The sequence below is a fragment of the Microbacterium sp. NPDC090003 genome, from assembly GCF_044748385.1.
Lineage (GTDB): Bacteria > Actinomycetota > Actinomycetes > Actinomycetales > Microbacteriaceae > Microbacterium.
Genome location: NZ_JBIVFW010000001.1, coordinates 272,238 through 292,870, shown reverse-complemented (window position 1 = coordinate 292,870; position 20,633 = coordinate 272,238). Strand labels below are relative to the sequence as shown.

The window sequence follows — 20,633 nt, the reverse complement described above, 5'->3', positions numbered from 1 at the left end:
CGGTGACAGGTTCGTCTCCCGCCGGCATGGACAAGGCCGCGACCCTCGCCTGGCTGCGCCGGATCTCCGGTGACATCGCCTCGGTGACGATCAAGCGCCTGGAAGACACGCTGCCCTGGTACGCCGACATGCCACCAGCCCGCCGCTCCGCGGTCGGGCTGGTGGCGCAGGCGGGCATCACGTCGTTCATCCAGTGGTACGACGACCCCACCTCGACGCCGTGGATCGCGGCCGACATCTTCGCCGCCGCCCCGCGCGAGCTGCTCCGCAGCGTGAGTCTGCAGCAGACCCTGCAGCTGATCCGCGTGACCGTCGAGGTCACCGAGGAGCGCGTGGCCGGCAAGGGTGAGAACATCCGTGAGGCGATCCTGCTGTACTCGCGCGATGTCGCGTTCGCAGCCGCCGACGTCTATGCTCGCGCAGCCGAAGCCCGCGGACTGTGGGATGCCCGACTCGAGGCGCTCGTGGTCGACTCGATCCTCACGGGCGAGGCCGACGAGGAGCTCCCCAGCCGGATCGCCGCTCTCGGGTGGCACGGTCACGGTGAGGTCGCGGTACTGGTGGGCACGACTCCCCCGCAGTTCGACGTCGATCAGGTGCGACGCACCGCCCGCAAGCTGGCGGTCGACGTGCTGATCGGCGTGCAGGGATCGCGGCTCGTCCTCGTGCTCGGCCGCGCCCGTGACGACGAGCAGGAGACCGAGGACGACGAGCTCACCTTCCTCGAGATCGCGTCTCGACTGGAGCCCTCGTTCGGCCCGGGCTACGTCGTGCTCGGCCCTGCGGTCGTCGCGCTCGTCGATGCCAGCCAGAGCGCCCGAGCAGCACTCGCCGGTTTCGCGGTCGCCCGCGCCTGGCGCAGCGCACCACGCCCGGTCGAGGCCGACGATCTGCTGCCCGAACGGGCTCTCGCCGGTGATCCGCTGGCCAAGCAGACGCTCATCGAGCGGATCTACCGCCCCCTCCAGGCGCATTCGACCGACCTGGTCACGACGCTCTGGAGCTATCTCGACAACGGCCGCTCGCTCGAGGCGACGGCCCGCGAGCTCTTCGTGCACCCGAACACCGTGCGGTACCGCCTCAAGCGCGTCAGCGAGGTGATCGGCTGGGATGCCACGGGCCCGCGCGAGGCGCTGATCCTGCAGACGGCGTTGATCCTCGGTTCGATCGGCGCCGCCGACCAGTCCCGCCGCCGCCCGTCGCAGCGTCGCGTACCGCGCTGACCCGCAATTCCCGGGGCGCTGTGCGCCACACACAAGCGTTCTTCGGAATCTTGTGATGAATCATCCACCGCTTGCCTCCGATCATTGGCAGACTGGGGATGTGATTGTCGTCGTATGCCCTGGTCAGGGCTCGCAGACCCCCGGTTTCCTCGCCCCTTGGCTCGAGCTCGACGGGGTGGCCGAGCGCCTCGCGTCGTACTCCGACGCGGCGGAGGTCGATCTCCGCCTCCACGGCACCGAATCCGATGCCGACACCATCCGCGACACGCGCATCGCGCAGCCGCTGATCGTGGCGGCGTCGCTCATCGCGGCCAACGCCCTGAACACGCGCGCCGGGCGCCGCGCCGACGGCATCGCCGGCCACTCGGTCGGCGAGATCGCCGCCCTGGTGGGCAGCGACGTGATCGATGCCGAGACCGGCATGCGTCTGGTCGGCATCCGCGGACGGGCGATGGCGGATGCCGCGGCGCAGACCCCCACGGGCATGAGCGCGGTCCTCGGCGGCGATGAGACGGCTGTCCTCGCTCGACTCGACGACCTCGGGCTGTCGCCTGCGAACTACAACGGTGGCGGGCAGATCGTCGTCGCCGGTGAGCTCGCCGGCCTCGAGGCGCTCGCAGCCGAGCCCGTCAAGGGAACGCGCGTGATCCCGCTGCAGGTCGCGGGCGCCTTCCACACCGCCTTCATGGCTCCGGCCGTCGACGTCCTGCGCGACGCCGTCGCCGAGGTCACCCCGGCCGACCCCACCCTGACCCTCTGGACGAACCGCGACGGATCGATCGTCACCCGCGGCGCACAGGCGCTCGACTACCTGGTCGACCAGGTCTCGTCGCCGGTGCGCTGGGACCTCTGCATGGCGTCGTTCGCCGAGCGGGGCATCACCGGCCTGATCGAGCTCGCCCCCGCCGGTGCGCTCACCGGGCTCGCCAAGCGCGGTCTGCGCGGCGTTCCGAGCGTCGCCGTCAAGACCCCCGAAGACCTCGACGCGGCCGTCGCGCTGCTGAACGGAGAAGCCGCATGAGCGCCACCCTGACGCAGGCCACGGGCCCCGCTTTCACCCGCATCTACTCGTACGGTGCCGCGCGCGGCGAGAACGCCGTGCCCAACGACGACCTGATCGGTCCGATCGACTCGAGTGACGAGTGGATCCGTCAGCGCACGGGCATCATCACCCGGGTGCGTGCCGACAAGGGCACCGACGCGATCGACCTCGCAGCGCAGGCTGCGACGGAGGCGATCGAGAAGGCCGGGATCCCGGCGAGCGACATCGATCTGGTCATCGTCGCCACCATCAGCAACCCGAAGCAGAGTCCCTCGGTCTCCGCGATCGTCGCCGATCGGGTCGGCGCCAACCCGGCGGCCGCCTACGACGTGAATGCGGCCTGCGCCGGCTACGCGTACGCGATCACCCAGGCCGATGCGCTCATCAAGGCGGGCGCCGCCCGATACGCCCTCGTGATCGGCACCGAGAAGCTCTCCGACATCGTCGATCCCGCCGACCGGAGCATCTCCTTCCTGCTCGGCGACGGCGCCGGCGCCGCCGTCGTGGGCCCCAGCGACACCCCCGGCATCGCCCCGGCGGTCTGGGGGTCGGACGGCTCCAAGGCCGATGCCGTCGGCATGAACGGCACGCTGACCGAGTTCCGCGACGGCGAGGTGCCGTGGCCGACCCTCCGCCAGGAGGGTCAGACGGTGTTCCGCTGGGCGGTCTGGGAGATGGCGAAGGTCGCCCGCGAGGCACTGGACCGCGCCGGAGTCGACGCATCCGACATCGCCGCCTTCATCCCGCACCAGGCGAACATGCGCATCATCGACGAGTTCGCCAAGCAGTTGAAGCTCCCGGAGACCACGGTGATCGCCCGCGACATCGAGACGACGGGCAACACCTCGGCCGCGTCGATCCCGCTGGCCAGCCACCGTCTGATGGCCGAGCATCCCGAGCTCTCGGGCGGACTCGCCCTGCAGATCGGCTTCGGCGCGGGCCTCGTGTTCGCGGCTCAGGTCGTCGTGCTTCCCTGACCGGGGCCCGTCGTTCCCTAGACTGTTCCACGGTTCCGAAAACAACCCGCAAGAAAGAGGAAGACCACATGGCTTTCACCAACGATGAGGTCCTCGCCGGCCTCGCAGAGCTCATCACCGACGAGACCGGCATCAACGCCTCCGAGGTCGCTCTCGAGAAGTCGTTCACCGACGACCTCGACATCGACTCGATCTCGATGATGACGATCGTCGTCAACGCCGAGGAGAAGTTCGGCGTCACCATCCCCGACGACGAGGTCAAGAACCTGAAGACCGTCGGCGACGCCGTCAGCTTCATCGTCGCGGGCCAGGAGTAATCCACGAGGGATGCCACCCCCGCACGATCGGGGCGTGGCATCCTCCGTCCTGCCCCCATCTCGCTCTGAATCCCGCCCGACAAGGAACCACACCATGACCAAGCGCATCGTCGTCACCGGCATCGGCGCCACGTCCGCCATCGGCGGGACCGCCCCGGACAACTGGACCAACCTCCTCGCAGGGGCCTCCGGCACCCGCGCACTCGAGCACGACTGGGTCGCCCAGTACGAGCTGCCCGTCACCTTCGCCGCCGAGGCGATCGTGCGGCCCGAGGAAGTCCTCCCTCGCCACGAGGCCAAGCGTCTCGACCCCTCATCCCAGTTCGCCCTGATCGCGGCCCGCGAGGCCTGGGCCGACGCGGGCTCGCCCGAGGTCGCCCCCGAGCGCCTCGGCATCGACTTCGCCACCGGCATCGGAGGGCTCTGGACCCTTCTCGACGCGTGGGACACCCTCCGCGAGAAGGGACCACGCCGCGTCATGCCGCTCACGGTCCCCATGCTCATGCCCAACGCTGCGGCCGGCAACCTCTCGCTCCAGTTCGGCGCCCGCGCTTACGCACAGACAGTCGTGAGCGCCTGCGCCTCGAGCACCGAGTCGATCATCCACGCCTTCCACCACCTGCAGGAGGGGCTCGCCGACGTCGTCATCGCCGGCGGCACCGAGTCGGCGATCCACCCGATCACGATGGCCTCCTTCGCCTCGGCACAGGCTCTGTCGCGTCGCAATGACGACCCGGCCACGGCCTCCCGACCCGGCGCGATCGACCGCGACGGTTTCGTCATGGGCGAGGGCGCTGCCGCGCTCATCCTCGAGACCGAGGAGCACGCGAAAGCCCGTGGGGCGAAGATCTACGGCTACGTGCTCGGCGGCGGCGTGACGGCGGATGCCTACCACATCACCGGCAACGACCCCGAGGGCACGGGGGCGGCGCGTGCCGTCACCCAGGCGCTCGAGGAGGCGGGCATCACCGCCGATCAGGTCACGCACATCAACGCGCATGCGACGTCGACCCCGGTCGGCGACCCGAACGAGTACGTCGCGCTCAAGAAGGTCTTCGGCGATCGCATCGACGAGATCCCCGTCTCGGCGACCAAGGCATCGACCGGCCACCTGCTCGGCGGCACCGGCGCGCTCGAAGCGATCTTCGCACTGCTCGCGCTCCGCGACCGCGTCGCGCCGCCCACGATCAACATGACCGAGCCCGACCCCGCCGTGCCGTTCCGCCTCTCCGGCGAGGCCCAGCCGCTCGGCGACGGTCCGCAGTACGCGATCAGCAACTCCTTCGGCTTCGGCGGCCACAACGCTGTTGCGGTGTTCGCAGGGGCCGACAACGACTGAGTCCCAGACACGAGAACGGCCCCCGGAGTGATCTCCGGGGGCCGTTCTCGTCTACGACTGTCGTATGTCAGCTCGGCACGGATGCCGCGGGGGCGGCGAGCTGCTGGGACCGTGCCAGGCGCATCCGGGTGATCCGCGGCAGGAACCAGCCGATCAGCGGACCCACGCCGAAGGCGAAGAGCACCGTGCCCACGCCGACCGGCCCGCCGAGCAGGAACCCGACCAGCAGGACGCTCCCTTCGATCAGCGTCCGCACGATCCACACCTTCCCGCCGGTTCGGCGCACGAGTCCGGTCATGAGTCCGTCGCGCGGCCCCGGGCCGAAGTCGGCGGCGATGTAGAGCCCGGTCGCGAAGGCGAGCAGCAACAGACCGAAGACGAACATCGGCGCCCCGATCCAGACGTGAGGAGGAGCAGGCAGCACGAGCAGCGTCAGGTCTGCGGCGGGACCGACCATCAGTGCGTTCAGCAGCGTGCCGAGGCCGACCCGCTGCCGCAGAGGGATCCACAGCAGCAGCACGACGATCGAGACGAACACGGTCACGGTGCCGTAGCCGATGCCCGAACTTCCCGCGACGCCGAGGGCGAGGACGTCCCAGGGGGCGACGCCGATCCCGCCACGCACCATGAACCCGAGCGCCACGCCGTAGAGGAAGAGGCCGAGCACGAGCTGCCCGAGGCGTTCGACGAGGTCGCGCCGACTCGTGGCGGTGATGGGTAGGAAGATCGCGCGCAGGTGCATCTCTCCATGGTGGATGCCGATGACGCTCGGAACCCGAGTCCACTCCCCCGGAAGTGGCCTGCAGAAAGCAGACCACTTCTGCGCCATGCTGGAAGCATGGGATCACGACTCGTCGAACAGCTCGGAGCGCAGAATGCCGCCGGCGCCACGGCATCGTCCCTCGCCGACCAGATTCGCGCGCTCGTGCTCGACGGCCGCCTGACCGTCGGGGAGCGGCTACCGAGCGAACGTGCACTCGCGCTGGAACTTCGACGGTCGCGATCGACGATCACCCGCGCGTACGGGCTCCTCGAGAGCGAGGGCTATGTCGCCCGGCTGCACGGCGGAAGCACTCGCATCACGCTTCCGCACGCGGATATCGTCACGATCCCGAGCGACGACGACTCGGCCATCGATCTGTCGATCGCCTCGATGGATTCCACCCCCGGCCTGTACGACGCCACCGTGCGCTCCCTTCCGCGCCTCGCCGCGATGCGCGGCACGAGCGGGTACTCGCTGCGCGGCCTCCCCGAGCTCCGCGAAGCCGTCGCCGCTCGCTTCTCCGAACGCGGCGTCGAGACGGCGCCCGACGAGATCATGATCACCTCCGGCGCTCTGAACGCCCTCAACCTGGTTCTCGCGACGGTCGGACGACGCGGGGAACGTGCCCTCGTCGAGCAACCGACGTTCCCGCACGCGCTCGAGGCACTTCATCGTCACGGCTACCGCCTGGTGCCGACGCCCGTCGACGTCGAGGGCTGGGACGCGCGGCACCTCGCCGAGACCCTCTTGAGCGTGCGTCCGCATCTCGCCTACCTGATCCCCGACTTCCACAACCCGACGGGCGCGACCCTGCCGGATGACGAGCGCTCGCGACTCGTCGCCACCGCGCGCAGCGCCGGGACCACGCTGATCGTCGACGAGACGACCACGGAACTCGACATCGACCGCGGGTGGGCGCCCACACCGATGGCGGCCTACGACCCTCGCGTCGTGACCGTCGGCTCGATGTCGAAGATCGCGTGGGGTGGCATGCGCATCGGCTGGATCCGCGCCGAACGGTCGGTCATCTCGCGGCTGCTCGCGGTGCGCCCTTCGTTCGAGCTCGGTACCGCCCTGCTCGAGCAGTGCATCGCCGTCGAGTTGCTCGCCGACATGCCGGCGCTCTCCGCCCACGTACGGACGCGCTTGCGCGCAGGACGCGCGGCGGTCGAAGCCGGGCTCGCCGCGCTCCCCGGCATCCGGATGCCGTCGACGCCCGGCGGTCTCTCGGCCTGGGTCGACCTCGAAGCGCCGGTCTCGACGGCGCTGTCGCTCGCGGCGCGCGAGCGACGGCTCATCCTGCCACCCGGCCCCCGGTTCACCACCGGAGGCGTGCTCGAGCGCCGACTGCGCATCCCCATCACGCTGCCCCCGGAGCGAACGGCCGAGGCGATGTCGCGCGTCGCCGATTCCTGGGCTCATGTGCAGGGCGGGGCGGCCTCCCCCGGCGACGACCTCCGCCACGCCGCGGTGATCTGACCGCACCGCTCGCTCCCGACGACGAAGACCCCGCCTCTGCGAACAGGGGCGGGGTCTTCGTCTATGGAGCGGGGAACGTCTTCTCAGCGTCCGGGACGAGTCACCGGCATCCGATACTCACGCCTCCCGCGCTCCAGGTCTCTCGGTCGGCGGGCACGTCAGCCGACCTTGTGCAGCCACACGACGCGGGCATCGTCACTCGCGTGCCGGAACGGCTCGAGCTCGTCGTCCCACGCGGAGCCGAGAGCGACATCGAGCTCGCGCTGGAGCTCGAGCGCGCTGCCGGCGGCGATCTCCATCGCGTACCGGATACGATCCTCGCCGATGACGATGTTGCCGGCGGCATCCGTCTGCGCGTAGTGGATGCCGAGGTCCGGGGTGTGCAGCCAGCGTCCGCCGTCGCTGCGGGGAGTCGGGTCCTCGGTCACCTCGAAACGCAGGTGCTCCCAGCCGCGGATCGCGGTCGCGAGAGCGGCACCGGTACCCACCGGACCGTCCCAGTAGAACTCGGCGCGGCGCGCGCCGTCGAGCACGGGCTGGTCTGCCCAGTCGAAGTTCACCGCACGCCCGATAGCGCGACCCACCGCCCATTCGAGGTGCGGGCAGAGCGCGCGAGGCGCCGAGTGGATGTACACCACTCCGCGTGCGTAAGCCGTCGCCATGATCTCTCCGTTTCATCAGGTGCGTCTTCCCCAACGACCTGAACTGAAATCAGCGACGATATGCGGTTATGCGCCCATTCTCGCCCACGATCCTGGAAATCACAAGCATGTGATTCCACGGGAAAGGCCCCGGTCGCGACGACCGGGGCCTTTCGTGGAGACGCATCTCCGAGGTGCAGAGGATCAGGCCTCGCTCATCGCCTGCTTGACCTGCTGGCCCTTCGCGGCGTAGTACGCGGCCCGCGCGGCGTCCTTGCGGGCCTGCTCGGCGTAGCCGTGCTCGAGGACCTCCTGGGGAACCTCGACGTTGGGCACGTCATCGGTGCCGTGATACTTCTCGATGTACGCGTCGAGCTCGGGACCCGAGGTCCACGAGGTGATGAGGCAGTAACGCGGCTCGGTGCCGTTGTGCGTCGCCGCGTGCCACAGGCGCTGCGTGTCGACGATGAGCTGAGCACCGGCCGGAAGCGCGATGCGGTACTCGATGCTCGGATCGGTGCGGTTCTCGCGCAGGACGAAGTAGCTGTCCTTGTCGTCGGTGAGGTTGAAGAAGCCGCGAACCACCCATCCCGTGCCGTCCGGGTTCAGACGGTTGTTGTCATCCTGGTGCAGGTTGTAGAGGCAGTCGCCGTACGGGGTCGGCTGCAATTCGATGACCCGGCAGCGACCGACGTTGGCACCGGGCTCCTGCGCGCGGCGCGTGAGGTTCGGGGCCTTGGCGGTCTGCGAATCGATCCAGACGCCGTCCTTGTCGGTGCGCGGCGGCTTGTGGTTCCAGAAGCCGTTGCACTCGATGTCTCCGAAGGCGCTGGCGAGCGGCGCGAATCGCGTGTCACCCGAGGACTTCCAGTCGTTGTACTCGATGTCCAGCCACTCTTTGGGGTCGAGCTCCTGGTTGTAGCTGTCGAGGACGACGAAGCCCTTCTCCTCCAGCGCTTTGGACTTGATGTATCCCATGATCGAGTCATGTTCCTTTCATCGGGGGCCAGCACGTTTTAACAGGCCCTGATAAGGCAAGCCTAACAGCGAGGCCCGCGTGCGCTTCGGAGGCGGCCGTGAATAACCGAATAGACTGAAAACGGTGCCGGGTTCACCCTCGACATCGCGCGCTACGGGAGGACGAGACACCAGAATGAGCACCGCCACCAACGTCGAGGCGACAGCAGTCAACACGATCGAGTGGCTCGCGGCGGGGTCGACCACCATCGTCGTCCCCGTCTATCAGCGGCAGTACCGCTGGGACATCGGCGGGTGCGAGAGACTGCTCTCCGACATCCGCTCCGTCGCAGACGCCGACGAATCCCACCGTCACTTCATCGGCTCGATCCTCTCCGCGCAGGACGGCGCGACGGACGACGACCTGATCCTCATCGACGGGCAGCAGCGCATCACGACGCTGACCCTCCTCATCGCCGCCCTGCACCACAGCGTGCGGGGAACCGACCCGCAACTCGCCGCCGAGCTCGAGAGGGTTCTCGTGCGCGCCGACGATCCTTCCCGCACCAAACTCCGCCCGCACGACGCCTGGGCCGGGTTGTACGAATCGGTGGTGCTCGATCGACGCGACGACGCCGACCGGGAATCCCGCTTCGACGACAATTACGCGTTCTTCCGCAGCCAGGTGCACGCCGACGAGGTCGCACGCATCTGGCGGGGGCTGCAGCGGCTCGAGCACGTGTCGATCACGCTCGGCGCCCAGGCGAACGCGCAGCAGATCTTCGAGAGTCTCAACTCGACGGGTGAGCCCCTGCGCGACCACGAGCTCATCCACAACTACATCCTCATGGGACTCACCCACGCCGAACAGCTCGATGTGGAGGCGCGCTTCTGGCTGCCGATCGAACGCCACACGGGTGAGACGATCGGCGCCTTCTGGCGGCACTACCTCGTGATGACGACCGGGCGCGAACTCGCGGCGAACGGGGAGCACGGTGTCTACAGCGCCTTCCGCCACTCGTTCCCCCGGGTCGATGCGGAGCGGCTGCAGGCGGATGCCGAGGTCTGGCGCCACTACGCCGAGATCTACGGCATCCTCCTCGACCCCTCGCTCGAGAGCGATCCGGAGATCGCCCGACAGCTGCGGTTCGTGAACACCTTCGGTCGAGCCGCCTACCCCCTGGTGCTCAGCGCCTACAGCGACCACTCCCGCGGGGTCATCGCTCGAGACGAGCTCATCGAGACGCTCGAATGGGTCCAGGCGCTCTACCTGCGCCGCACCCTCGTGAACCTGCCCAACGAGCGTCTGGTCGCCCGGCTCTGCCGCGCCCGCGCGCAAGGGCGGGAGGCTCTCGCCCGCGCATTCGCCCGCATCACGCCCTCCGATGAGCGGGTCAGCGCGGTGCTGAAGTACAGCGAACTCCCCTACGCCGCCTACGTGCTGGGCCGGCTCGAGGGCGTCGAGGACCCCCTCGAATTCGACGTCGAGCACGTCGTGCCCACCGTGCCCGGCGACGCGTGGTCGGGAGACGGCGCGCGCACGTGGAGCGAGTACAGCGAGGACGAGCAGAACAGCCACCGCGCGCTCGCCCCCACGCTGGGCAACCTGACGCTGCTCGAACAGCACCTCACCGAGAGCGTCTTCGGCGCCTCGTTCCCGGTGAAGCGCGTCGAGGCCTACGCCCGGAGCGCCGTCGCCGCGACTCGGGAACTGGATGCCGTCGACCAGTGGAACACTGCGGCGATCACGGCCCGCACCGTACGGCTCACCGCCGATCTGCTGAAGATCTGGGCGCGGCCGGCCCTGCCCGAGATCGACGACGACGGACTGACTCCGATCCTCGACGCGGTCCGGCGTCGCGGCTGGCCCGCCGGATGGGAGCGCGAGTTCGACTACGTCGAGTACCGCGGCGAGCGGTGGGAGGTGTACGACGTCAAGCATCTCTTCAACCGCGTCCTGCGCCGCGCGTGGACCGACACCCGCGCCGCCGCCCTCTCGTACTCGGCGGCGCACGGCGGGCCCATCTACGACGGCATGGCCTGGAAGGGCCAGTGGGACGAACTCACCGACGGCCACCACCTCTACATGGGCTGGGACTCGAACTACATGATGAGCGCCGTGCAGGGGGTGCTCGAGGAGGCCGGAATCGCCGCCGAGGTGTTCGTCAAGTACTCCTACATCGGCAACGTGATGTAGTTCCGGCGGCACCTTCGCCGCAGGCCTCTGCTCGATAGGATCGAAGACGTGACTACCGTCGTGCGCCGCCTGCTGGATCTGACCGTCGAAGAGCACACGCTCACCGTCCCCCTCGTCTGGGGGGATCCCGCCGACAGCCGCACCATCGACGTCTTCGCCGCCGTCGTCTCACGTCCCGGCGGCGAGACGCTCCCCTATCTGGTGTTCCTCCAGGGCGGCCCGGGCAGCGAGGCGCCCCGGCCGTTCCACGCGGCCACCGCGCCGGCCTGGCTCGACGAGGCACTCGCGCACTATCAGGTCGTGCTCCTCGACCAGCGCGGCACAGGGCGCTCGACGCCCGTCTCCGATGCCGACCTCGCACTCGGTTCCTCGGTCGTCGCCGAACACCTCACCCACCTGCGGGCAGACGCGATCGTGCGCGACTGCGAGGCGATGCGCCAGCACCTCGGCGCCGAGCGGTGGAGCGTGCTCGGCCAGTCCTTCGGCGGCTTCACCACCCTCGCCTACCTCTCCACCGACGCCGACTCGCTGACCGACGTGTTCATCACGGGAGGGTTGAGCGCGATCGGACGCCACCCCGACGACGTCTACGCCCTCTGCTACGACAAGATGCGCGATGCCTCGGAGCGCTATTATCGGCGCTTCCCCGAGCACCGCGACGCGATGCGGCGCCTGGTCGATCGCGCGGCCGCCGGCGACATCGTGCTCCCCGACGGCGAGATCGTGTCGGTCTCGCGCCTGCGTTCCTTCGGCTCTGCCCTCGGAACGGATGCCGGATGGCAGACGGTGTGGTCTCTCCTCGAACTGGATCCGACGAAGAACGCGTTCCGATACGACCTCATGAATGCGATGCCCTACGGCGGACGCAACCCGCTCTACTTCGCGTTCCACGAGTCCAGCTACGCCGACGGCCATGCCACGCGATGGTCCGCCGAGCGCACCGAGCCCGCGGACTTCCGCGACGATCCGACGCTGTTCACCGGTGAGCACATCCGCCGCGAGTGGACCGAGACGGTGCCGGCCTTCCAGCCCTGGCGGGACGTCGCCCTCGAGCTCGCCGAGTTCGAGTGGCCCTCGGTGTACGACGCCTCGGCGATCGCCGCGTCCGAGGCGACCGGCGCCGCCGCCGTCTACGTGAACGACGTCTACGTGCCCTACGAGTTCTCGCTCGAAACCGCGAAGCTGCTGCCCGGCGTGCACCTGTGGCAGACCAGCGAGCACGAGCACAACGGGCTGCGATCCGGTCCCGTGCTGAGCCGTCTCATCGACCTCGCGCACGGTCGACGAATCCGCTGAGCATATCGGTCGCTCGGCGGATGCCGACCGGCGGTGCCCCGCCTAGGCTGGACAGATGGATGAGGCGATCGGGGTGATCATGCTCGTCGGCGTGCTCCTGCTCGCCGGTACGGCCGTCATCGTGCTCGTCGCCTTCGCGTTCTCACGGATGCCGATCGACACCAAGTACGAGAGCGCCGGGGCGGGACTCGGCGGGGCGTTCGACGCTGTCTGGTCGCCGACCGCGCACGAGGCCGGCATGGAGCGCGATCGTCAGACTCAACGCACGGCGCCGGCTCCCTCGCCCGGTGATCCGCCCGACGCGCTCGGCGACGGACGCATCCGCATCGATATCTGAGCGCGTCACTCCCCTGGCCCCTGAGCCTCTGCTCCTGGCTCCCTGAGCTTGTGCTTCTGGGTCCCTGAGCCTGTCGAAGGGCCGCAGGAACACCCTCGGAGAACGACGAAGGCCCCGCTCTCCGAGGAGAACGGGGCCTTCCGAGGCGGTGATCCTTACTTGGACGATCCGCCGAAGCCCTTGAAGCGCTGGTTGAACTTCTCGACGCGGCCGGCCGAGTCCATGATGCGCTGCTTACCCGTGTAGAACGGGTGCGAGGCCGAGGAGATCTCGACGTCGATGACGGGGTACTCCACGCCGTCCAGCTCGATGGTCTTGTCGCTCGAGACGGTGGAGCGGGTGAGGAAGGTCTCGCCCGAACCGAGGTCGCGGAACACGACTGCCTTGTACTCGGGGTGGATGTCAGTCTTCATGGGATTCCTTAGTTGCTGCCCTGGATTGTGCCAGGGACGAGGGAAGTCTGCGGTGCAGAGTGCACCAAGGGTCGATCTTATCAGATGACGGATCAGGATGCCGCGCGAGCCGCGTAGCGTCCGTCCTCGCTGCTGAGCGTGATCGGCATGCCGAACGCCTCGGTGAGCGATTCGGCCGTGAGAGTCTCGCGGATCGGACCGGCCGAGACCACCCGCCCCTCGCGAAGCAGCATGACGTGCGTGAAGCCCACCGGGATCTCCTCGACGTGGTGCGTGACCATGAGCATGGCCGGAGTCGTCGGCGAGGAGGCGTAACCGCTGAGGAGGGCGAGGAGCTCCTCGCGCGAACCGAGATCGAGCGAGGCCGTCGGCTCGTCGAGGAGGAGCAGCTCGGGGTCGGTCATCACGGCGCGGGCGATCTGCACACGTTTCTGCTCGCCGTCGCTCAGCGTGCCGAAGGTGCGATCGGCGAGGTGGTCGAGCTTCCACTCCCCCAGCACGCGCAGCGCGCGGCGCTCGTCGATGTCCTCGTAGTCCTCGTTCCAGCGTCCGAGTACGGAGTAGGCGGCGGTCAGCACGGTGTTGAGCACGGTCTCGTCGCGCGGGACGCGCTTGGCCATCGCCGACGAGGCGAAACCGATGCGCGGACGCACCTCGAACACGTCGGTGCGACCGAGGGTCTCACCCAACACGGTCACGGTTCCCGAGGTCGGGTGCATCAGCGTGTCGGCGAGCTGCAGCAGAGTGGTCTTGCCCGCGCCGTTGGGCCCGAGGACCACCCAGCGCTGGTCGTGCGCGACCTGCCAGGTCACGTGGTCGATGATGTTTCGCCCGTCGCGGCGCACGACGACATCGGTCAAATCCAGAGCGATCGGCATGCGACCAGCCTATCGGCTCAGGCGGTGAGCTCCGCGTAGAGCGCGCGGGTCGCGTCGGCGATCGACGACCAGCTGAACTCGCGGGTGGCCCGCTCTCGTCCGGCATCACCGTAGACCCGGGCCTGCGCCGGATCCATGGCCACCTCGGTCAGTACGGCCGCGAGGTCGGCGACGTACCGATCGGGGTCGACCGGGGTGCCGGTTCCGTCCTGCACCTGCTCGATCGGCACGAGGCGACCCGTCACGCGGTCGGCGACCACTTCGGGGATACCTCCGGTCGCGGTGCCCACCACTGCCGCACCGCAGGCCATGGCCTCGAGGTTGACGATGCCGAGCGGTTCGTACACCGAGGGGCAGACGAACGTCGTGGCCGCGGTGAGGATCGCCGAGAGCTCGTCGCGCGGCAGCATCCGCTCGATCCAGATCACGCCGTCACGCGTCTGCTGGAGCAGCCGCACGCCCTCCTGCACCTCGGCCATGATCTCGGGGGTGTCGGGCGCTCCGGCGCAGAGGATCAGCTGCACCTCGGGCGGCAGCAGCCGCGCGGCCTGGAGCAGATACGGAAGTCCCTTCTGGCGGGTGATGCGTCCGACGAAGACCACGGAGGGTCGGTCCGGGTCCATACCCACCGATGCGAGGAACTCCGGGTTCTGCACGGGGCGCCAGCGCTCGACGTCGATCCCGTTGTGGATCACGCGGACCTTCGCGGGGTCGACCTGGGGGTAACTGCGCAGGATGTCCGCGCGCATTCCCGCGCTCACGGCGATCACAGCCGCGGCGTTCTCGTAGGCGAGCTTCTCGATGCCGCTCGACACGGCGTAGCCGCCACCGAGCTGCTCCGCCTTCCACGGGCGCAGCGGCTCGAGGCTGTGCGCGGTGAGCACGTGCGGGATCCCGTGCAGCTGGGCGGCGAGGTGTCCCGCGAAATTCGCGTACCAGGTGTGGCTGTGCACGACGTCGGCGCGCTCGATCGCAGCGACGATCTCGAGATCCGTTCCGAGGGTCTGCAGCGCGGCGTTCGCGGAGGCGAGTTCGAGGGGTGTCGAGTACGCGGCAGTCCCCCGCTCGTCTCGCGGCGCGCCGAAGGCACGGACGCTGACGTCGATGCTCTCGCGAAGAGCGGCCACCAGCTCGGCCACATGCACCCCGGCACCGCCGTAGATCTCCGGCGGATACTCCTTCGTGATCATTTCGACTCGCATGTCTGAACGCTAGTACAGCGGGCCGGATCGCACCTAAGGTGGAGCCATGTCCGCTCCTAAGAAGATCTTCGGCATCATCCTCGCCGGCGGCGAGGGCAAGCGACTCATGCCGCTCACGGCCGATCGCGCGAAACCCGCGGTGCCCTTCGGCGGACAGTACCGATTGATCGACTTCGCGATCTCGAACCTCATCAACTCGGGCCTGCGACAGGTCGTCGTGCTCACGCAGTACAAGTCGCACAGCCTCGACCGCCACATCTCGCAGACGTGGCGCATGTCGGCGCTCCTCGACTCGTACGTCACCTCGGTCCCGGCGCAGCAGCGACTGGGGAAGCGGTGGTTCTCGGGTTCCGCCGACGCGATCCTGCAGAGCATGAACCTCCTCAACGACGAGAAGCCCGACATCGTCGTCGTGATCGGCGCCGACCACGTCTACCGGATGGACTTCCGGCAGATGATCGACGCCCACATCGCATCGGGCGCGAAGGCCACCGTCGCCGGCATCCGCCAGCCGCTCGCTCTCGCGTCGCAGTTCGGAGTCATCGACACCGAACCCGAGGATCAGGGTCGCATCCGCGCGTTCCTCGAGAAGCCCACCGATGCGACCGGTCTCCCGGACGCGCCGCATGAGGTGCTCGCATCGATGGGCAACTACGTCTTCGACGCCGACGCGCTGATAGCGGCCGTCGAGACCGACGGCGAGTCGCCGACCTCCGGGCACGACATGGGCGGCGACATCATCCCCTACTTCGTCGGACGCGGCGAGGCCGGCGTCTACGACATGAAGCGCAACGAGGTGCCCGGTTCCTCGCCACGCGACCGCGCGTACTGGCGCGACGTCGGAACGATCGAGTCGTTCTTCGACGCGCACATGGACCTGATCTCGACCCTGCCCGTGTTCAACCTGTACAACACCGACTGGCCGATCCACTCGCAGACGGTGAACTCGCCGCCCGCGAAGTTCGTGCGCGACTCGGTCGGCCGCATCGGCAACGCGATCGACTCGATCGTCTCGCTCGGGTCCGTGCTGTCGGGGACGCACCTCGAACGCAGCGTGGTGGGCCCGTGGACTCTTGCCGGGGGCGGATCGACGATCACCGATTCCGTCGTCTTCGACCACGTGCACGTCGGGGCGGGATCGCGCGTCCATCGGGCGATCCTCGACAAGAACGTGGTCCTCGCCGACGGTGCGACCGTCGGCGTCGATCGGGAGCGCGATCTCGCCCGCGGGTTCACGGTCACCGAGACGGGCATCACCGTGGTCGGAAAAGGGCTGTACATCGAGCGCTGAGCGTCATCCGTCCGGAGGGATCGGCCGCGCTCGGTAGGCTCGACGTCGTGACCCCTGCACGCTTCCTCGTCGTCCTCGATGCCGATTCCACACTCATCCGCAACGAGGTGATCGAGTTGCTCGCCGATGAAGCGGGACGCCGCGACGAGGTGCAGGCCGCGACCGAGGCCGCGATGCGCGGCGAGGTCGATTTCGCCGAGAGCCTGCGGACCCGTGTCGCCGCGCTCCGCGGCGTGTCGGTCGACGCCTTCCCGCGCGTCCTCGCGCGCATCGAGCCGACACCGGGCGTCCGCGAGTTGACCGCCGCGGTGCACGCACGCGGTGGAGTCGTGGGCGTCGTGTCCGGCGGATTCCACGAGATCCTCGACGACGTGGCTCCGAAGCTCGGCGTCGATCGCTGGCGGGCCAATCGGCTCGGCGTGGCCGACGGGGCGCTGACCGGAGAGGTCGACGGTGCGATCGTCGACGCCGCGGCCAAGGCCGAGTCGCTCCTGGCGTGGGCCGCCGAGCTGGGTGTCGTGCCGCACGCGACGATCGCGATCGGCGACGGGGCGAACGACCTGAAGATGATGGCAGTGGCCGGCCTCGGACTCGCGTTCAACGCCAAGCCCGCGGTGCGCGACGCGGCGAGCCTGGTGGTCGGGCCTCAGGATCTCGCCGAGGTCATCGCCCTTCTCCCCTGATCGGTTCCGAGAGGTCCCCCCACCCCTCGCGGATGTCGGAGGCCGGCGCTAACGTCGCCCCATGGACATCATCCTCATCCCGGGCCTGTGGCTCGATGCCGAGAGCTGGAACGACGTGACACCCGTGCTGGCGCGCGCGGGTCATCGCGTGCACCCTCTGACCCTGCCGGGCGTCGGCGCACCCGCCGTCGAATCCGTCGGCATCGGCATCGCCGACTGGGTCGACGCCGTGTCGCAGAAGATCGACGAGCTCCCCGGAGATCGGGTGGTCGTCGTCGGGCACAGCGGCGGAGGGAACGTGGCCTGGGGCGCGGCGAACGCCCGCGCCGACCGCCTCTCCCGTGTGGTCTTCGTCGACACCGTTCCGCCGCCGCCCGGGCACGGCATCAGCGAGTTCGAGGTCATCGACGGCGTCGTGCCGTTCCCGGGGTGGGACTTCTTCCCCGACGAGGACGTGTTCGATCTCGACGGCGACACGCGTGCGCGCACCGCTCCGACGGCGAAGAGCGTCCCCGCGCGCGTGCCGACCGATGAGATCGCCTTCGAGGGCGATGCGCGATTCCGGGTACCGGTGACGATGCTGATGGGCGGAATCGACCAGGAGACGCTCGAGTCGGAGATCTCGGACTGGGGTCCCTACGGCGAGGAATACCGCGCGATCGACGACGTCGAGGTCGTGCGAATCGGCTCCGGCCACTGGCCGCAGTTCTCGGTACCGCAGCGTCTCGGCGAACTGATCCTCGCGGCCGTCACCCGCTGACCGCCCTCAAGGCGCGGTCAGCGGGTGACGGCCGCTCAGAATCGAGGTGAGGTCCGCGAGAGGCGCGTCAGTGACCCATCCCGAGGCCGCCGTCGACCGGGATGACGGCGCCCGAGATGTACGCCGCATCGTCACCCGCGAGCCACGTCACGACGCCCGCCACCTCATCGGGGCTCGCGAACCGCCCCGCGGGGATGCTGGCCTTGTACTGCTTCTGCGTGTCTTCGGGCAGCTCGGCGGTCATGTCGGTCTCGATGAAACCGGGGGCGACGACGTTGGCCGTGATGCCGCGTCCGCCGAGCTCGCGCGTGAGCGATCGTGCGAATCCGACGAGGGCGCTCTTCGAGGCCGAGTAGTTGATCTGGCCGGCCGAGCCGTACAGCCCGACGACGCTCGAGATCAGGATGACGCGGCCGAAACGGGCGCGAAGCATCCCCTTCGACGCGCGCTTGACCACGCGGAACGTGCCTCCCAGATTGGTGGCGATGACGCTGTCGAAGTCGTCCTCGCTCATGCGCAGAAGCAGCGTGTCCTTGGTGATGCCGGCGTTCGCGACGACGATCTCGATCGGGCCGAGCTTCTCCTCGACCTCGGTGAACGCGGCATCGATCGCGGCGGCATCCGTCACATCGGCGCGCACCGTGAGCGTGCCATCGGGGCCCTCGCCGCTGCGCGCGGTGACGGCGACTCGATACCCCTCGCGCACGAATCGCTCGGCGATCGATCGGCCGATGCCCCGGTTGCCTCCGGTGACGAGGACGACGCGCTGCTCACTCATGTTCATTCACTCCCGCTGTTCACGACGATCCGGGCATCCGAACCGACACCGATCCTACCGAGGATGCTCCCCCGGATCGGGCGCGCGACGTTTGACACCCGCGCAGCGGACTGGGAGCCTGATCTCGACGAAAGGGTCTCCGCGTGAGCGACAACACCACTCCCCCTCCTGCCGGCGGAACGCCGTACACCCCGCCGCCCGCCTCTCCTGTACAGCTCACCCAGGCGTACCCGGGAGCCGCTCCCGTCTACGGTTCGCCGGCTGCCCCCGGCTACGGACAGCCGCAACCGCCGGTCCAACCCGGTTACGGCGCCCCCCACCAGCCGTACGGATACGCGCAGAACCCGTATCCCGTCTATCCGGCACCGCGTCCGACCAGCGGACTCGCGATCACCTCGCTCGTCTGCGGGATCGTGAGCCTTCTGTTCAGTTGGCTCTTCCTCCCGGCGCTCGCCTCGATCGCCGCGGTGATCACCGGCCACATGGCGCTGAAGAAGACGAAGAACGACCCGACCGTCGGCGGTCGCGGAATGGCCTTCGCCGGGCTCATCCTGGGGTACGTCGTGCTCGGCGTCGGCCTGCTCACGATCGCGGTCTCGATCATCAGCCTCCTCGCGTTCGGAGCGTTCACCCTCCCCTTCCTCTACAACAGCTGATCGCCCCCACGAAAGCACTCCCGCCCCCGCCCACCGGCGTAGGCTGGAGGCATCGTGAACCGCAAGCGCACCGTCCCCGCCGTGACCTCTCTGCCGCAGTCGCCGGCAGCCGAGTCCGATCACCGCGTGCGCCGCTATGCGATCACGATGACGATCCGCATCGTGTGCTTCGGCCTCATGGTCTTCGTGCAGCCCTACGGCTGGTACACCTGGATCTTCGCCGCGGCCGCCGCGGTTCTCCCGTACATCGCCGTGGTCTTCGCGAATGCCGGGAGCGACAGCACCGAATCAGGGGCGGAATCCCCGCGGCAGGAGATCGAGGCGTCCCCGGCCGTCGTCCCGGAACCGATCGAGGAAGCTCCCGGCATCATCACGATCCACGAGAAGCCGCAGGACCGCACGTGAGCGATCTCCTCTGCTCGCGCGCCGGCTGCCGGAGCGCGGCGACGAAGCAGGTCGTCTGGCGCAATCCCCGCATCCACGCCGCTGACCGCGAGAAGGTCTGGCTGGCGTGCGACGAGCACGTGGACTACCTGCACGACTACCTGGCGGCCCGCGACTTCCCGGTGACCGTCCGAAACGGAGTACCCGCGTGAGTAAGCGCCTGACCCGTTGGATGGTCTACGTCCTCATCGCGATCGGCTTCGCGGTCGCCTGCGCGTTCCTCTCGAACTGGCAGTTCGAGAGGAACGAGTCCCGCGCCGAGCAGATCGAGCTGGTCGAGCAGAACTACGATGCCTACGCGGTGCCGCTCGGTGACCTGATCGGCGACGACGACGTGCTCCACCCCGGCGACGAGTGGCATCCGGTCCTGCTCCGGGGCGAGTATCTCTCCGACCAACAGCTGCTCGTGCGCAATCGGCCGCACGGCGGCACCAGTGCCTTCGAGGTCCTCGTGCCGTTCCGTGACGTCGACGGTCGCGTGTTCATCGTCGACCGCGGCTGGGTCCCCCCGGGAGACGGCGACACCCCGGATGCGGTGCCCGAAGCCCCGCGCGGCACCGTCGAGGTCGTCGCGCGACTCCGCCCGAGCGAGCAGGTCCCGGCTTCCGGGCGCGGTGCCCCCGACGGGCAGGTGGCGACCATCAACCTGCCGACGATCGCGGGGCTCGTCGACGGCGACGTCATCACCTCGGCGTACGGACAGCTGATCGGCGAAGACCCCGCGGGCGCCCCGCTCGGCGGCTTCACCTCGCCCACCGACGACCCCGGCCCGCATCTGTCGTACGCGATCCAGTGGATCCTCTTCGCGATCATGGGCTTCATCTTCATCGGCTACATCATCCGCACCGAGATCGTGAAGCACCGCGAGGAGGTCGAGGGGCGACCGACCCCCGTCAAGGAGAAACGTCGCCGCGACAAGGACGCCGACGTCGAGGACGAACTGCTCGACGCTCGCTGAGG

At 68.9% G+C, this 20,633-nt stretch carries 23 protein-coding genes; 16 read left to right on the top strand and 7 right to left on the bottom strand.

Going from position 1 to position 20,633, the window contains the following annotated elements:
- Positions 1–26: 26 nt before the first annotated feature.
- From ACIPVN_RS01415 to ACIPVN_RS01395, 5 genes are all read left to right on the top strand, one after another.
- Positions 27–1,223: a PucR family transcriptional regulator gene (locus ACIPVN_RS01415; protein WP_400443275.1), complete on the top strand. Its 1,197-nt coding sequence runs from the start codon at positions 27–29 to the stop codon at positions 1,221–1,223.
- 100 nt (positions 1,224–1,323) lie between these two features.
- Positions 1,324–2,244, top strand: coding sequence for an ACP S-malonyltransferase (locus ACIPVN_RS01410; protein WP_400438468.1), 921 nt, complete (start codon positions 1,324–1,326; stop codon positions 2,242–2,244).
- A complete protein-coding gene (locus ACIPVN_RS01405) occupies positions 2,241–3,242 on the top strand; it encodes a beta-ketoacyl-ACP synthase III (protein ID WP_400438465.1) in 1,002 nt (333 codons plus the stop codon). Before ACIPVN_RS01410 ends, ACIPVN_RS01405 begins: the two co-directional genes overlap by 4 nt.
- A gap of 68 nt (positions 3,243–3,310) precedes the next feature.
- A complete protein-coding gene (locus ACIPVN_RS01400; protein ID WP_017830435.1) occupies positions 3,311–3,559 on the top strand; it encodes an acyl carrier protein in 249 nt (82 codons plus the stop codon).
- A 94-nt stretch (positions 3,560–3,653) separates the two neighbouring features.
- Entirely contained in the window at positions 3,654–4,898 is a 1,245-nt protein-coding gene (locus tag ACIPVN_RS01395) for a beta-ketoacyl-[acyl-carrier-protein] synthase family protein (RefSeq protein ID WP_400438460.1), read from the top strand.
- Positions 4,899–4,965: 67 nt separating this feature from the next.
- On the opposite strand, the gene ACIPVN_RS01390 is transcribed toward ACIPVN_RS01395, so the two are convergent.
- Entirely contained in the window at positions 4,966–5,640 is a 675-nt protein-coding gene (locus tag ACIPVN_RS01390; RefSeq protein ID WP_400438457.1) for a YitT family protein, read from the bottom strand.
- 96 nt (positions 5,641–5,736) lie between these two features.
- Between ACIPVN_RS01390 and ACIPVN_RS01385 the strand changes: the two genes are divergently transcribed.
- The gene (locus ACIPVN_RS01385) at positions 5,737–7,140 is read left to right on the top strand and encodes a PLP-dependent aminotransferase family protein (protein WP_400438454.1); all 1,404 of its coding nucleotides are present in this window, start codon (positions 5,737–5,739) and stop codon (positions 7,138–7,140) included.
- A gap of 158 nt (positions 7,141–7,298) precedes the next feature.
- Here the strand turns inward: ACIPVN_RS01385 and ACIPVN_RS01380 are convergent, their stop codons facing one another.
- Complete coding sequence (locus ACIPVN_RS01380; RefSeq protein WP_247622283.1) at positions 7,299–7,802, bottom strand: DUF3145 domain-containing protein; 504 nt, start codon at positions 7,800–7,802, stop codon at positions 7,299–7,301.
- Between the two features lie 183 nt (positions 7,803–7,985).
- Positions 7,986–8,759 carry a hypothetical protein gene (locus ACIPVN_RS01375; RefSeq protein ID WP_247622282.1) on the bottom strand — a complete coding sequence of 258 codons (774 nt, stop codon included), beginning with the start codon at positions 8,757–8,759 and terminating at the stop codon, positions 7,986–7,988.
- A gap of 175 nt (positions 8,760–8,934) precedes the next feature.
- On the opposite strand from ACIPVN_RS01375, the gene ACIPVN_RS01370 reads away from it, so the two are divergent.
- Genes ACIPVN_RS01370 through ACIPVN_RS01360 form a run of 3 tightly spaced genes read left to right on the top strand, consistent with a single transcriptional unit; the run spans position 8,935 to position 12,568 of the window.
- Positions 8,935–10,935, top strand: coding sequence for a DUF262 domain-containing protein (locus ACIPVN_RS01370; RefSeq protein WP_400438448.1), 2,001 nt, complete (start codon positions 8,935–8,937; stop codon positions 10,933–10,935).
- A 48-nt stretch (positions 10,936–10,983) separates the two neighbouring features.
- Complete coding sequence (locus ACIPVN_RS01365; protein ID WP_400438446.1) at positions 10,984–12,231, top strand: alpha/beta fold hydrolase; 1,248 nt, start codon at positions 10,984–10,986, stop codon at positions 12,229–12,231.
- A gap of 55 nt (positions 12,232–12,286) precedes the next feature.
- Entirely contained in the window at positions 12,287–12,568 is a 282-nt protein-coding gene (locus ACIPVN_RS01360; RefSeq protein ID WP_400438443.1) for a hypothetical protein, read from the top strand.
- Positions 12,569–12,723: 155 nt separating this feature from the next.
- On the opposite strand, the gene ACIPVN_RS01355 is transcribed toward ACIPVN_RS01360, so the two are convergent.
- The 3 genes from ACIPVN_RS01355 to glgA form a co-directional block, all read right to left on the bottom strand.
- Positions 12,724–12,981, bottom strand: coding sequence for a type B 50S ribosomal protein L31 (locus ACIPVN_RS01355; RefSeq protein ID WP_021200734.1), 258 nt, complete (start codon positions 12,979–12,981; stop codon positions 12,724–12,726).
- Between the two features lie 92 nt (positions 12,982–13,073).
- Positions 13,074–13,859 (bottom strand): ABC transporter ATP-binding protein, encoded by a 786-nt coding sequence (locus ACIPVN_RS01350; RefSeq protein ID WP_400438439.1) that lies wholly within the window; start codon positions 13,857–13,859, stop codon positions 13,074–13,076.
- A 17-nt stretch (positions 13,860–13,876) separates the two neighbouring features.
- A complete protein-coding gene (glgA, locus tag ACIPVN_RS01345) occupies positions 13,877–15,061 on the bottom strand; it encodes a glycogen synthase (RefSeq protein ID WP_400438436.1) in 1,185 nt (394 codons plus the stop codon).
- 46 nt (positions 15,062–15,107) lie between these two features.
- Between glgA and glgC the strand changes: the two genes are divergently transcribed.
- The 3 genes from glgC (at position 15,108) to ACIPVN_RS01330 (ending at position 17,795) form a co-directional block, all read left to right on the top strand.
- Positions 15,108–16,352, top strand: coding sequence for a glucose-1-phosphate adenylyltransferase (gene glgC, locus ACIPVN_RS01340; RefSeq protein WP_400438433.1), 1,245 nt, complete (start codon positions 15,108–15,110; stop codon positions 16,350–16,352).
- A 47-nt stretch (positions 16,353–16,399) separates the two neighbouring features.
- Positions 16,400–17,035, top strand: coding sequence for a phosphoserine phosphatase SerB (gene serB, locus ACIPVN_RS01335; RefSeq protein WP_400438430.1), 636 nt, complete (start codon positions 16,400–16,402; stop codon positions 17,033–17,035).
- 61 nt (positions 17,036–17,096) lie between these two features.
- Positions 17,097–17,795: an alpha/beta fold hydrolase gene (locus ACIPVN_RS01330; RefSeq protein WP_400438427.1), complete on the top strand. Its 699-nt coding sequence runs from the start codon at positions 17,097–17,099 to the stop codon at positions 17,793–17,795.
- 67 nt (positions 17,796–17,862) lie between these two features.
- Here ACIPVN_RS01330 and ACIPVN_RS01325 read toward each other — a convergent pair whose 3' ends face one another.
- A complete protein-coding gene (locus ACIPVN_RS01325; RefSeq protein WP_400438425.1) occupies positions 17,863–18,573 on the bottom strand; it encodes a beta-ketoacyl-ACP reductase in 711 nt (236 codons plus the stop codon).
- Positions 18,574–18,716: 143 nt separating this feature from the next.
- Here ACIPVN_RS01325 and ACIPVN_RS01320 point away from each other — a divergent pair, with 143 nt between their 5' ends.
- The 4 genes from ACIPVN_RS01320 to ACIPVN_RS01305 are packed head-to-tail and all read left to right on the top strand — an operon-like array spanning position 18,717 to position 20,631.
- On the top strand, positions 18,717–19,229 hold the full coding sequence (locus ACIPVN_RS01320) for a DUF4190 domain-containing protein (RefSeq protein ID WP_400438422.1): 513 nt from the start codon (positions 18,717–18,719) through the stop codon (positions 19,227–19,229).
- Positions 19,230–19,283: 54 nt separating this feature from the next.
- Positions 19,284–19,634, top strand: coding sequence for a DUF3099 domain-containing protein (locus ACIPVN_RS01315; RefSeq protein ID WP_400438420.1), 351 nt, complete (start codon positions 19,284–19,286; stop codon positions 19,632–19,634).
- Positions 19,631–19,825 (top strand): hypothetical protein, encoded by a 195-nt coding sequence (locus ACIPVN_RS01310; RefSeq protein WP_400438417.1) that lies wholly within the window; start codon positions 19,631–19,633, stop codon positions 19,823–19,825. Before ACIPVN_RS01315 ends, ACIPVN_RS01310 begins: the two co-directional genes overlap by 4 nt.
- Positions 19,822–20,631, top strand: a complete 810-nt coding sequence (locus tag ACIPVN_RS01305; RefSeq protein ID WP_400438415.1) for an SURF1 family protein — start codon at positions 19,822–19,824, stop codon at positions 20,629–20,631. The genes ACIPVN_RS01310 and ACIPVN_RS01305 overlap by 4 nt, the downstream gene beginning before the upstream one ends.
- The last annotated feature ends 2 nt before the right edge of the window (positions 20,632–20,633 follow it).